Raw genomic sequence first — 11,777 nt, forward strand, 5'->3', positions numbered from 1 at the left:
GCCGCACCACCCTGGCCCCCACGGTCGCGGACCGGCTGATGTACCGGCTGCGTATGCCGGGCACCGCCCTGACCCGGCGCGAGACCGAAGTCCTCGCCCTGGTCGCCGAGGGCCTGTCCAACCAGGCCGTCGGCCGCCGTCTGCACCTGACCGAGGGCACCGTCAAGTCCCATCTGGCCCGCGTCTACGCCAAACTCGGCGTCGACTCGCGTACCGCCGCCGTCGCCACCGTCACCGACCTCGGCCTCATCCGCCGCTGACCCGCGCACGTACGGACTCCGAGGCTGCCTCGAACCGGCATGCAACTCAGCAGGGCAGCCTTCGCGGACGGTGCCCGATCCCTCGACATCACCCGTTCGGCGGTGCGCCGCGGGCGATCGGCAGCCGTAGGGTCCTGAGCGCCGGCCGGCGCCCCTGCTCGCGGTGTCCGGTTCTCGCCCGTACGCGGTAAATGCCTGGACCGGGCACCTGCCCGGACGGGAGACTTCCGACTTCCGAACCTCCGGGAGTGTGATGGCGACAACAGATACGCAAAGGCCGGTGCCGGGCAGGAGCGCGGTCGTTCTCGCGCTGCGCCGCTACGGCCGGGAACTGCTGCGACTGCGACGGCTGGCCCTGCCCGCGCTGCTGCTGCCGGCCGTGGGCAACATCGGCATCCGTTACGTCGCCCCTCTGCTGATCGCCAAACTCGCGGGGCAGGCCGCCGACGACGGGGGTCTCACCCTCGCCTCGGCGTTGCCGTACGTGCTGGGCTTCGGCGCGGTGCTGCTGCTCGCCGAGGTTGTGTGGCGGGTCGGGCAGCACTGCCTGAACCGCGTGGACGCCCTCGGCATGGAGCACCTGTACGTGCTCGGCATGGACGAACTCCTCGCCAAGGACGCCGCGTTCTTCCACGACAACTTCGCCGGCTCCCTGACCAAAAGGGTGTTGAGCTTCGGCAAGCGCTTCGAGGACTTCGTCGACACGCTGACGTACCGGATCGTGGGCAGCCTCGTGCCCCTGGTGTTCGGCGCCGTCGTGCTCTGGCACTACGAACCGCTGCTCGTCGCCGGCCTCCTCCTGATGATCGCACTGACCGCGGTGGCCGCGACGCCTCTGATCCGTCGCCGGCAGGGGCTCGTCAACGACCGTGAGGCGGCGATCGCCCGGGTCTCCGGCCACGTCGCCGACAGCCTCATGAACATGGAGACCATCCGGGCGTTCGCAGCCGAGCGGCGGGAGGCCGACGAACACCGCCGCCGTGTCGCGGAATCCCGGCGCCTGACGCTGAAGTCGTGGGACTACGGCAACCTGCGCGTGGACACCCTGATCGCCCCCATGGCCGTGCTGACCAACGTGCTGGGCCTGTTGGTCGTCATCGCCCTCGGTGGCCCGGGCCAGGGGGTGGAGGAGATCGTCGTCGCTTTCACCTACTACTCCAACGCGACCCAGATCATGTTCGAGTTCAACCAGATCTACCGGCGTCTGGAGAGCTCGATGACCGAGGCGGCACAGTTCACGGAGTTGCTGCTGGACCCGCCCACCGTGCTGGACTCGGCGGAGGCCGAACCGCTCGCGCCGCGGGACACCGGCATCCGCTTCGCGGCGGTGACCTTCGCCCACGAGGGTGCGGAGCCGATCTTTCAGGGTCTCGACCTGGACGTGCCCGGCGGTGCGCGGATCGGTCTGGTCGGCAGGTCCGGCGGTGGCAAGACCACACTCACCCGGCTCCTGCTGCGGATGTCGGACATCGACGGCGGACGCATCCTGATCGGCGGTCAGGACATCAGCCGGCTGTGCCAGGCCGACCTGCGCTCACTGATCGCCTATGTTCCGCAGGAACCCGCGATGTTCCACCGCAGCCTGCGGGACAACATCGCCTTCGCCCGGCCCGGCGCCACCGACGCGGAGGTCCACGCGGCGGCCGCGGCCGCCCACGTCACGGAGTTCGCCGATCAGCTTCCCGAGGGCTTCGCCACTCTGGTGGGGGAGAGGGGGGTGAAACTGTCGGGCGGTCAGCGCCAACGGGTCGCCCTCGCCAGGGCGGTCCTTCGCGACGCCCCGATCCTGCTGCTCGACGAGGCGACCAGCGCGCTGGACTCGGAGAGCGAAGTCCTCGTTCAGGACGCCCTGTGGCGGCTGATGGACGGACGGACGGCCCTCGTCGTCGCCCACCGTCTGAGCACCGTCGCCGGCATGGACCGTCTCGTCGTCCTCGACCGGGGACGCGTCGTCGAGCAGGGCACTCACGGGGAACTGCTCGCCGTGGACGGCGCCTACGCCAGGCTGTGGCGGCACCAGTCGGGCGGTTTCCTCGGCGAGAACGGTGAGCCGGCCCCCGACGACGATCCACCGGGAGCCGCTCTCGCCGAACTGCCGGGACTGGCCGAACCGGCATCGGACCGGGGCGGAAAGGTGTCGCCGCGGGCTCGCACGAGCACCGGGCCCGCATGATCGAGCCGGTTCCCGGCCCTCGCCGGGCCGCCCCTCCCCACGAGGTCCGGCGTCAGCCGGCCTTTTCCAAGGTCGGGTCCGCGCTCCACCGACTGGCGGAGCGGCACTCTCCTCAACGTAACCGGGACGGTTCAACGTGCACATCGTTCCGCGTCTGGGATCTCGGAAACTGAATTCCGTCACGCCGATCGTGGTCGAGCGTTTCCTGGACGAGTTGGAGGCCGACGGTGCCGGCCGGGGAAACCGGGTCGACATCTTCCGCGCCCTCAAGGCAATCCTGCGGAACGCCTACGACAAGGGGGCGATGGCGGACGACCCGGTGAAGGGCGTGCAGGAACCGGAGTTCGTCCGCGAGAAGGTGGTCATTCCGACTGACCGCGGAGCACGACATCCCGCGACCCACCTCTTCGCCGGACGGGCAGCCTGGAGCAGGTCGCCGCGGCTGCTGCCACCGGGTTCCGGGCCCATCTGGGCGGGGAGACCGATGGCACGCGTTCCGGCTGAAGCCGCCGCCGGCCCGGATGCGCGTCGGCCGGGACCCTTACGGAGCCCGGCCCACCTCGGCAGGGGCGCGTTTACCCTTATTACATGACCAGCAGCGTGGTGACGCTGTTCGTGTGCGGCGATGTGATGCTCGGCCGCGGCGTCGACCAGATCCTGGCCCACCCCGGCGATCCGGTGCTGCGGGAGACCTGCGTCGCGGATGCCCGCGCCTACGTCCGTATGGCCGAGTCGGTCAATGGACCGATCCCGGCCCCCGTGCCCCCGTCCTGGCTGTGGGGTGAGGCACTCCGGCTGCTGGACGTGGCCACCCCGGACGTAGGGATTGTCAACCTCGAGACTTCCATCACGCGCAGTGACGCGTTCGCCCCCGGCAAGGCGGTTCACTACCGCATGCATCCAGCCAACGTACCCGCCCTTACGGTGGCCCGGCCCGACGTCTGCGTCCTGGCCAACAACCACGTGTTGGACTTCGGCCGGGCGGGCCTGGCAGAGACGCTGGACACGCTCGAACGCTCGGGCCTGCGGGTGGCGGGCGCCGGGCGGAGTGCCGACGAGGCGTACCGGCCGGCGGCCGTTCCCGTCAGAACCGGCGGCCATGTCCTCGTCCTCGCCCTGGGGGCGAGCTCCAGCGGTATCCCGTCCGGATGGGCGGCGACCGCGGCCCGTTCCGGCGTCGCCCATATCCCCGACCTGTCGGCCACCACGGCCGCCGCGGTGGTGGAGCGTATACGGCGGATGAAACGTGCGGGCGACATCGTGGTCGTGTCCGTGCACTGGGGCTCCAACTGGGGCTACCCCGTCCCCTGCGAGCAGATCCGTTTCGCGCACGCCCTGGTGGACGGCGGCGCCGACCTCGTCCACGGGCACTCCTCGCACCACCCCCGCCCCATCGAGGTGTACCGGCAGAGGCTGGTCCTGCACGGCTGCGGCGATTTCATCGACGACTACGAGGGCATCAGCGGTTACGAGGAGTACCGCGACGACCTCCGGCTCGCCTACTTCGTCACGGTGGCGGCGGACACCGGCCGGTTCCTCGACCTGCGCATGGTGCCCCTGCGTTCCCGGCGTATGCGGCTGGAGCCCGTCCCGCACCAGGACGCCACCTGGATGCACGCAACCCTCGACCGTGTCAGCGCTACCGTGCACCCGGTTCTCGAACCGGACGGCACACTCTTGCTGGAGCCGAGCCGTCAGCGCCCCCCGCCGCGCAGCCTCAGATCGGAAGATCCAGCCGACGGCGCCTTGTGAGGACGGGCGATGAGTTCTCCCGGAGCACGCAGGAGTGCGGGTGGGCCTCGCCCCCTACAACAACACGGAAGATGTGGTGCGGCTGTTGGCCGGACTGTCCGATTTCCTGGCCGGGCGCAGGGGAGAGCCCCACCACCCTCGTGGACGCGTGGGGTCAGGGCTTCTGGTCGCTGATCCAGTTCACCCTGCGGATGGCGATGATCATCATCGGTGGGTACGCCGTCGCTGTGTCCGCTCCGGTCGCCCGGCTGATCACCCGCATGGCGCGGATCTCCAAGTCGCCGCGCGCGGCGATCGCGTTCACTGCCGCGGTTGCGATGATCACCTCCTATCTCAACTGGGCGTTCAGCCTGATCTTCACCGCCATCCTGGCGAAGGGGATCGCCCGCGTCGTCCGCGGCGTCGACTACCGGGCGCTCGGCGCCATGGCGTTCCTCGGACTCGGCACGGTGTGGGCCCAGGGGCTGTCGGGTTCCGTGGCGCTGCAGGTGGCCAGCCCGGCCTCCAGCCCCGAGGCCGTGCAGGAGATCATCGCCGAGGGGCGGGACGGCGAGGGAATCATCCCGCTCACCGAAACGATCTTCACCTGGCAGAGCGTGCTGGCGACCTTCGTGGTCTTCGTGGTGGCGGTCGTCACGGCCGGGTCCCTCGCCCCTCGCCCGCGCGCGCCAAGACCGCCCAGGAGATGGGGATCGAGCTGCGTCCGCTTCTGGAGGAGAAGGACGGGAAGGAGGAGGCGGCCTCCGGCGCCATGGGTTCGCGTCCGGGCGACTGGCTGGAGCGCAGCCCGCTGCTCACTGTCCTGGTCGGGATACTGGGTCTGTGGTATCTGGTACGCCACTTCACGAGCGTCGAGGGGAACCCGGTCGCGGCGATCGACCTCAACACGGTCAACCTCGTCCTGATCCTGCTGGCGCTCTGCCTCCACTGGCGCCCGATGCGCATGGTCGAGGCGGTTCGGCGGGGGACCCCCGCGGCGTCCGGGGTGCTGCTCCAGTTCCCCTTCTACGGCGGCATCTTCGGCATGATCGCGTTCACCGGCCTGTCCAAGGAGATCGCCGGCTGGATGGTGAGCGTCTCCAACGAGATGCTCTTCCCGCCGCTCATCGCGGTCTACTCGGCGGTACTGGGCGTCTTCGTCCCCAGCGGCGGCAGCAAGTGGGTCATCGAGGCTCCCTACGTGATGGAGGCGGCGAACCAGTTGCACGTCAACCAGGGGTGGATGGTGGTCGTGTACGACCTCGGCGAGGCCTCGGCGAACCTGCTGCAGCCGTTCTGGATGCTTCCGACGCCGGCGGTGCTGGGCCTCAAGGCCCGGGACATCATGGGGTACACGTTCGCGATGTTCCTCGCCTGCTTCCCCGTGGTCCTGATCGTGGTCACGATCCTCGCGCAGACCCTGCCGTTCCCGTAATCGCGCCGTACCCGCAGCGTGCGGGAGGAGCCGTCCGAGCCGACGGTCAGGGTCATATCCAGCGCCCGGACGGTACACCGTAGCGGGGCGCCAAGCACCGGCGTGGAAGGGGCGGGAACCGATGATGGCTCCCTGCGGAACTCAGCCGCGCCCTCGATCGTGCCGACGAGGTGGAGGGTGGCTGACCCGCACGATGAAGGCCGTGCCGATGGCGGTGGCCGCCCACAGGGCGCTGGGATGCCCAAGGCCGAGCGGACCGCGCAACCGGCAGCGCATCCTATACGCGCTGGCCCGGGCATGCCAGGAACATGGAGTCGACACGCCTGGCAACTGTTGAGATCCGGCCCCCGGGCCGGACTTGGGGCCCGTCGGCACCACGCTCGCCTCACCACCGCAGTCGTGGCTGACCGTTGAGGGACCGAACAGCGTGCCCACAGCCCCAACCGACCGGGCCCACCGTTCGGCCCGTCCTCAACGGGCCGAACGGTGGCTGCGGGGTACGGCTCAACAGCCGCCGCAGTTGTGGTATGTGACGTCCCAGTGGTTGCCCTCTTCGGCGTAGATGTTGCCGGAACCGGAACGCCACTGCTGGGCGCCGTCGCCGCGTACCCCGATGTAGGCGAAGTTGTTCTTGATGTAGTTCCCGAGGCAGGTGTACTTGCTGTAGTCGAGCTTGTAGCCGTTCCAGTGCGAGTACGTCCCGGAGGCGTGGCCCGTCTCGGTGCCGCCGGTGAGGTTCAGTGCGCAGCCGCTGGCCCGCTTGAGGGTCTGGGCGCCCTGGGCGGTGGCGAGGTTGAGCTGTTCGAACGATGTGCATGTCGAGGTGTTGCGGTTCGAGCAGTTGCCGGAGGACGACCAGGTGATGCCCACCTCGCGGAACATCGAGGTCGCGGTGGCGTGGCTGATCTTCGTGGCGGCGGACGCCTCACCCGCCGTGCCGATGACGGCGGCGCCGGGGGCGATGATCAGAGCGAGAGCGATCAGGACCGAGCGGATCCTCGGGAGCCTCAGAGCCTTCACGGCCTTCATGTGCGAACCCTTCCTGCTGGGGGCCAGGTTTCCTTGGGGGGTGGCTGTGCAGGTGGTGCACGCAGATCATGGCGGATATCTACGCGCGTCCGCCAGAGGGCGGACGGTATCCGTCCGCAGGCACGCGGGGAAGGCGCGGTGTCATGCGTGTGATGTGCTCTCGGCGTCGTCAGTTCCAGAGCTCGCCGCTGCCGCACACACGCGCTCCCATGCCGCGACTTCTCGGTTCGAGGCAACCTGACCGCACCGGCACACTGATGCCCATGGCTCTGGGGCTGACCAAGGAACAGGAGGCCGGGGCGTTCGAAGGCGTCATGCCCTGGCTGCAGGGAACAGACGACAAACCCGCGGACCGGCTGTGGCTCGCGGCCCTGTCCTCGCTGATCCCCCGCCGCCGCTGGACGCAGATCTTCCCGGTCACGCCGGGCACACTGCCGGCATGGCACCGCAAGGTGGTCGCCCGTCGGTGGGACTACTCCCAGCGGCGCCGGCCGCCCGGTGGACGTGGACCCCGGCCGCCGAACGCCTGCGCGCGGGCGGGGTCGCGGCGGCGGACGGACTGGCCCGGCTGCTCGCCCTGGACGTCGCCGAACAGTCCCAGTGGCCGGACGAACTCGACCTCCCCGCCATGGGGTTCATCCGGCCGCTGCGGCCCTTCCAACGCACGGCCGTGGCCCGGCTGCTCGCCGTCGGCGGCGGAGCGAACTTCTCCGTGCCGGGCTCGGGTAAGACCACCGTGGCTTACGCTGTGTTCGCCGCGCTGCGGGCCCGAGGAGCAGCGCATGCCATGCTCGTGGTCGCACCGCCGTCTGCCTTCGAGGCTTGGGTGGAGGAGGCGGGTGTCAATCCCCTCGGACTGTGGAGTCCTTCCTATGCGGCCAGTCCCACGGTGAGGCCGGCCCCGTACTCGTTCTCGTAGTCGATCGGGCTCTTGAACCCGCACACGCTGTGTAGTCGGCGGGTGTTGTAGAAGTCGGTGATCCAGGTGGCGATCCTGATCCGGGCCTCGGTGCGGGTGCGGAAAGTGTGGCGGTGGACGTACTCGACCTTCAGCACGCTGTTGAATGCCTCGCTGACGGTGTTGTCGAAGCACGAACCGACCCGGCCCATGGACCGCGTCACGCCCAGCCGGCGGCAGGCGCGGGCGAACCTCCGTGAGACGTAGTCGCTCCCGCGGTCCGAATGGAAGATCACCCCGCGGACGTCGCCGCCGCGGATGGCCGCTGCCATGTTCAGCGCGGCTACGACCAGGTCCGCGTCGTGGCGGGAGCCCATCGCGTAGCCGAGCAGACGCCGGGAGAACAGGTCGATGACCGTGGCGAGGTAGAACTTGCCCTCCTCGGTGACGATCTCTGTTATGTCGCCCGCCCAGACGAGGTCGGGTACCTCGGCGGTGAAGTCCCGCTTGACGAAGTCCGGTGCGGCCGGCCGCTTGCCCGGCCTGGTCAGCCCGCTCCGGCGTCTCACTTTCTGTGCGACGAGGCCGAGTTCGGCCATCAGCTTCGCGACGGTGTTCACCGAGACGCGCCAGCCTCTGCGGACCAGCAGGATGAAGATCTTCGGTGATCCGTAGGTACCGCCGGACTCGTTGAAGATCTCCTCGATCTCGTCGGCCAGCCGCCGCCTGCGCAGTTCTCGGGCGGTCGGCGGGCGATCGCGCTACTTGTAAACCCATGACTCGCTCACGCCCAGGGCGTGGCACGAGACGGTGTGCGGGATGCCGTGCTTGGTCCTGTTGTCGCTGATCACCCCGGCCACGGCGGCCGGGTCCGCCGCAGCTGCTTCACCCACAGGACCATGCAGCGTTTGAGGACATCACGCTCCATCCCCAGCTCCTTGTTCTCCTTCTTCAGCGCCGCGTTCTCCGCCGTCAGCCTCGCGATCAACGCGTCCTTGTCCTCCGGCGTGGCCTTTCCGACCCGCTTCGCCCGCGAGACCCAGCTCGCCAGGGTCGTCTCGTTGATCCCCAGGTCCTTCGCGACCTCGGGGGCCGGCTTCCCGGTCTCCGTCACGATGCGTACCGCCCCCTCACGAAACTCCGCCGTGAACTTACGACGCTTCTCCGCCATGACAACCAACATCCCCTGCTGTCACGGACTCCACGCTACGAGGGGAACCTCAGGACACTTCCCACAGCCCGTCCGGAACAAGCCGCTGAACCAGATCTGCCATGAACCGACCAGCGAACGCCAAAGACAGAAGAAACGACGTCTTATCTGCCCGGCTGGTGTCGATCTGCCCACGTTCAGCTCGGGCGACAAGGTCGGGGAACGGGAGCGGACGTTTTGAGCGGGGTTGGGGCCGGGGCTTCGAGTGTGGGGAGACTTGGTGGGTGCTGTCCTGCGGTGGAGGCCTGGCTCCTGACATCGTTGACCGGGGTGTCCTGCTCACACTGCGTCGACCGCTGGCCGGGGATGGTGCGTTGCTGGCATCGGGCTGGCCGGCCCCGGTGCTCCCCCCTTCAGGGGGTACCGGGGCGGAAAGCTGTGCGAGGACGCGGACGTCAGTCGTCGTACGACAGGCCGTGCCCGGAGCGAAAGAGCGTCTTGGTCGGGTCGTCGGCCCGCTGGATGGGCACGGGCAGCTTGCCGCGCGGCTCGACCCGGCCGGCGATCACCCGGGCGGCGGCGCGCAGTTCGACCTCGGTCCAGCAGTAGGAGACCAGTGAGGCCGGGACGTCGCCGAGGTGGGCGATGTCGTAGGGGTTGCGCACCGCGAGATGGACGACGGGGATGCCCGTCGCGAGCAGCCGGGACACCAGGGTGCGCTGGGCGCTGGTGGCGCCGACGTTGTCGGTGGTGACCACCACCGCGTCCCGTCCCCGTGCGGCGGCCACGGCCTCGTCGACCTTCGCCGCGTCGGGCGCCCGGCCGGTGGCGAGGTGGGTGGTGCTGTAGCCCAGTTCGTCGAACGCCTTGGCCAGCTCGGGCACGGTGGTGCGGGTGTCGTCGGTCGGGAAGGCCGGGCTGGCGCCGACCACGAGCAGCTTCTTCTGTCTGCGGCGCAGCGGGAGCGCCTCGTCCTCGTTGACCAGCAGGGTGGTGGTGCGCTCGGCGATCCGGGCGGCGGCGAGCCGGTGCTCGCGGGCGCCGACGACCCGGTCGACCTCCTTCGGGGAGATGTAGGGGATGCCGCTGAGCAGGCCGACCTTGTCCTTGACCCGCAGGATGCGCAGGACCGACTCGTCGAGTCGGGCCTCGGTGATCTCTCCGCTGCGGACGGCGGCCAGGACGCCGTTGTAGGCGACGTCGATGTCCGGCGGGAACAGCAGTTGGTCGGCGCCGGCCTTCAGGGCGAGGACGGGCACGCGGTCGTCGCCGTACTTGGTGCGCACGCCGCGCATGTTGAGGGCGTCGGTGACGATCACGCCGTCGAAGCCGAATTCGTCACGCAGCACGCCCTGGAGGATCCTGGGCGACAGGGTGGCCGGTTCGTTGCTGGGGTCGAGCGCGGGGACCTGGAGGTGCGCGGTCATGATCGAGTCGACGCCGGCGGCGATCGCGGCCTTGAAGGGCGGGGCGTCGATGCGGTCCCACTCCTCGCGGGTGTGGGTGATCACGGGCAGTTCGGTGTGGCTGTCCTCCCCGGTGTCCCCGTGGCCCGGGAAATGCTTGGCGCAGGCCACGACGCCGGCTTGCTGATAACCCGTCACCTGGGCCGCCACCATGCGACCGACCTCGCGGGCGTCGGCGCCGAAGGAGCGGACGTTGATGATGGGGTTGGCCGGATTGACGTTGACGTCGGCGACCGGGGCGAAGTTCTGATGGATGCCCAGGGCGGCGAGTTCGGTGCCCGATATCCGTCCGGCGGTGCGCGCGTCGGAGAGCGAGCGGCCCGCGCCGAGCGCCATCGCGCCCGGCAGCTGGGTGGCTCCGCTGCCGATGCGGACGTTGACCCCGTGCTCCTGGTCGATGGAGATCAGGGACGGGATGGGAATGGGCAACGCGAGCGAGGCCCGCTGCACACCGTTCGTCAGGTCCGCGATCTGGCGGGGGTCTTGGATGTTGTTCGCCCAGCCGGAGAAGTAGATGACACCGCCGATGTGGTACTTGACGATGAGCTCGGCAACGGTGCGGACGCCGAGTTCCCTGAGGTTGCGGTCCTGGTCGAACTGGCTGGGAGAAGTCGCCGACGTACCGTAGAAGTACGGCACGAACAGCTGGCCGATCTTCGCCTCGATGCTCATCTTGGAGATGATCTTCTTGAGGCGGTTGTCGCGCTTGTGCGCGACCGCGGGGGTGGCCGTAACGCCCACGATGCCCGTTGCGCTCGCAGCGACCACGGTCGCGGAGGCGAGGATGGTTCGTCTGGACAGACTCCGGTCCTGCATGCGGACATGCTCCTTCCAGCCTTGCCCATCAAGGGAATCGAAGGAAACGTGAAGGACTCCGAACAGCGGGAAACGTAGCCCGCAGATCACGGGCAGGGCAAGAGGTCTAGACAAAATAGGTCTAGACGAAATGAGGGCTCTCCTGCCGTATGCGTGGGTGCTCTAAGCTGGGCTGATACGTGAAACACGTTGCTTCCTGTGATCCTTGAGGCGCCCAGTAATCCAGCCGTAGATCGTGATCTTCATGGTTGTCGGGCGGTCCGCCGCTGGTAGTGGCAGGCGCGGGCCCGGGCCTGGTGGCGTCGTCGCCACTCGGACCAACGGAGCCCGTGCATGTCTGTGTGGACGGTCCGGGCGACGAGTGTGGTGAACAGGTGCTGGATCTCGTTGCAGGTCAGCGGGATCAGGTCGTCCGGAGCCTGTTCCTGTGCACGTTCATCGGCGGTTGCCGCGGCAAGGAAAGCGTGGGCGAGGTGAACGGCCACCTGACTTTTCTCGACGCGTCCGGCGGTGCCGGTGTACTGACGCTGCACGCCCACCGTGGCGGCCCTTCTTCAGGTCGCCGGTCTCATCGACGACCAACACCACGTCGTGGTCGTGCAGCTGCTCGACGACGAAGCCGCGGATGTCGTCGCGGACCGCGTCGGCGTCCCATCTGGCCCTGGACAGCAGGTGCTGCAGGCCGTCCGGGGTGGCATCCCCGGCGTACTCGGCGAGCGTCCAGCAATTCTTGCGTGGCAGGTCCGACTGAAGTTCCCCCAAGGCCGGGTAGTTAGCGTTTTCGCAGGTCATGCAAGGGGGTTGCTGTGGGTGGAGTTG

The 11,777-nt window shown here is 68.9% G+C and carries 10 protein-coding genes and 3 pseudogenes; 8 read left to right on the top strand and 5 right to left on the bottom strand.

Annotated elements, in window-relative coordinates:
* The 6 genes and pseudogenes from ACFPZI_RS04225 to ACFPZI_RS04250 form a co-directional block, all read left to right on the top strand.
* Window positions 1-260, top strand: a 260-nt coding sequence (locus tag ACFPZI_RS04225; protein WP_381358368.1) for a response regulator transcription factor, incomplete at its 5' end; no start/stop codon positions are given.
* Between the two features lie 253 nt (window positions 261-513).
* Window positions 514-2,433: an ABC transporter ATP-binding protein gene (locus ACFPZI_RS04230; protein ID WP_381358371.1), complete on the top strand. Its 1,920-nt coding sequence runs from the start codon at window positions 514-516 to the stop codon at window positions 2,431-2,433.
* A gap of 136 nt (window positions 2,434-2,569) precedes the next feature.
* Window positions 2,570-3,025 (top strand): hypothetical protein, encoded by a 456-nt coding sequence (locus tag ACFPZI_RS04235; RefSeq protein ID WP_381358373.1) that lies wholly within the window; start codon window positions 2,570-2,572, stop codon window positions 3,023-3,025.
* Window positions 3,022-4,185 (top strand): CapA family protein, encoded by a 1,164-nt coding sequence (locus ACFPZI_RS04240; RefSeq protein ID WP_381358377.1) that lies wholly within the window; start codon window positions 3,022-3,024, stop codon window positions 4,183-4,185. Before ACFPZI_RS04235 ends, ACFPZI_RS04240 begins: the two co-directional genes overlap by 4 nt.
* A gap of 71 nt (window positions 4,186-4,256) precedes the next feature.
* A pseudogene (locus ACFPZI_RS04245) lies at window positions 4,257-4,787 on the top strand (TIGR00366 family protein); the annotation flags it as partial.
* An 83-nt stretch (window positions 4,788-4,870) separates the two neighbouring features.
* Window positions 4,871-5,599: a TIGR00366 family protein gene (locus tag ACFPZI_RS04250; protein ID WP_381358379.1), complete on the top strand. Its 729-nt coding sequence runs from the start codon at window positions 4,871-4,873 to the stop codon at window positions 5,597-5,599.
* A gap of 504 nt (window positions 5,600-6,103) precedes the next feature.
* Here the strand turns inward: ACFPZI_RS04250 and ACFPZI_RS04255 are convergent.
* Window positions 6,104-6,628, bottom strand: a complete 525-nt coding sequence (locus tag ACFPZI_RS04255; RefSeq protein WP_381358382.1) for a hypothetical protein — start codon at window positions 6,626-6,628, stop codon at window positions 6,104-6,106.
* Window positions 6,629-6,942: 314 nt separating this feature from the next.
* Here ACFPZI_RS04255 and ACFPZI_RS04260 point away from each other — a divergent pair.
* Both ACFPZI_RS04260 and ACFPZI_RS04265 read left to right on the top strand, forming a co-directional pair.
* Window positions 6,943-7,161: pseudogene (locus ACFPZI_RS04260) on the top strand (hypothetical protein); the annotation flags it as partial.
* Window positions 7,095-7,547: a hypothetical protein gene (locus tag ACFPZI_RS04265; RefSeq protein ID WP_381358406.1), complete on the top strand. Its 453-nt coding sequence runs from the start codon at window positions 7,095-7,097 to the stop codon at window positions 7,545-7,547. The pseudogene ACFPZI_RS04260 and the gene ACFPZI_RS04265, both read left to right, overlap by 67 nt.
* On the opposite strand, the gene ACFPZI_RS04270 is transcribed toward ACFPZI_RS04265, so the two are convergent.
* From ACFPZI_RS04270 to ACFPZI_RS04285, 4 genes and pseudogenes are all read right to left on the bottom strand, one after another.
* Entirely contained in the window at window positions 7,499-8,260 is a 762-nt protein-coding gene (locus ACFPZI_RS04270; RefSeq protein ID WP_381358404.1) for an IS3 family transposase, read from the bottom strand. The genes ACFPZI_RS04265 and ACFPZI_RS04270 overlap by 49 nt on opposite strands.
* Before the next feature lie 113 nt (window positions 8,261-8,373).
* Window positions 8,374-8,697, bottom strand: a complete 324-nt coding sequence (locus ACFPZI_RS04275) for a transposase (RefSeq protein ID WP_381358385.1) — start codon at window positions 8,695-8,697, stop codon at window positions 8,374-8,376.
* A 434-nt stretch (window positions 8,698-9,131) separates the two neighbouring features.
* Window positions 9,132-10,958 (bottom strand): glycoside hydrolase family 3 protein, encoded by a 1,827-nt coding sequence (locus ACFPZI_RS04280; RefSeq protein WP_381358388.1) that lies wholly within the window; start codon window positions 10,956-10,958, stop codon window positions 9,132-9,134.
* A gap of 461 nt (window positions 10,959-11,419) precedes the next feature.
* Window positions 11,420-11,711: pseudogene (locus ACFPZI_RS04285) on the bottom strand (transposase); the annotation flags it as partial.
* Window positions 11,712-11,777: the final 66 nt, after the last annotated feature.

Origin of the sequence: Streptomyces chlorus, from assembly GCF_042655885.1 — a bacterium.
GTDB lineage: Bacteria > Actinomycetota > Actinomycetes > Streptomycetales > Streptomycetaceae > Streptomyces > Streptomyces chlorus.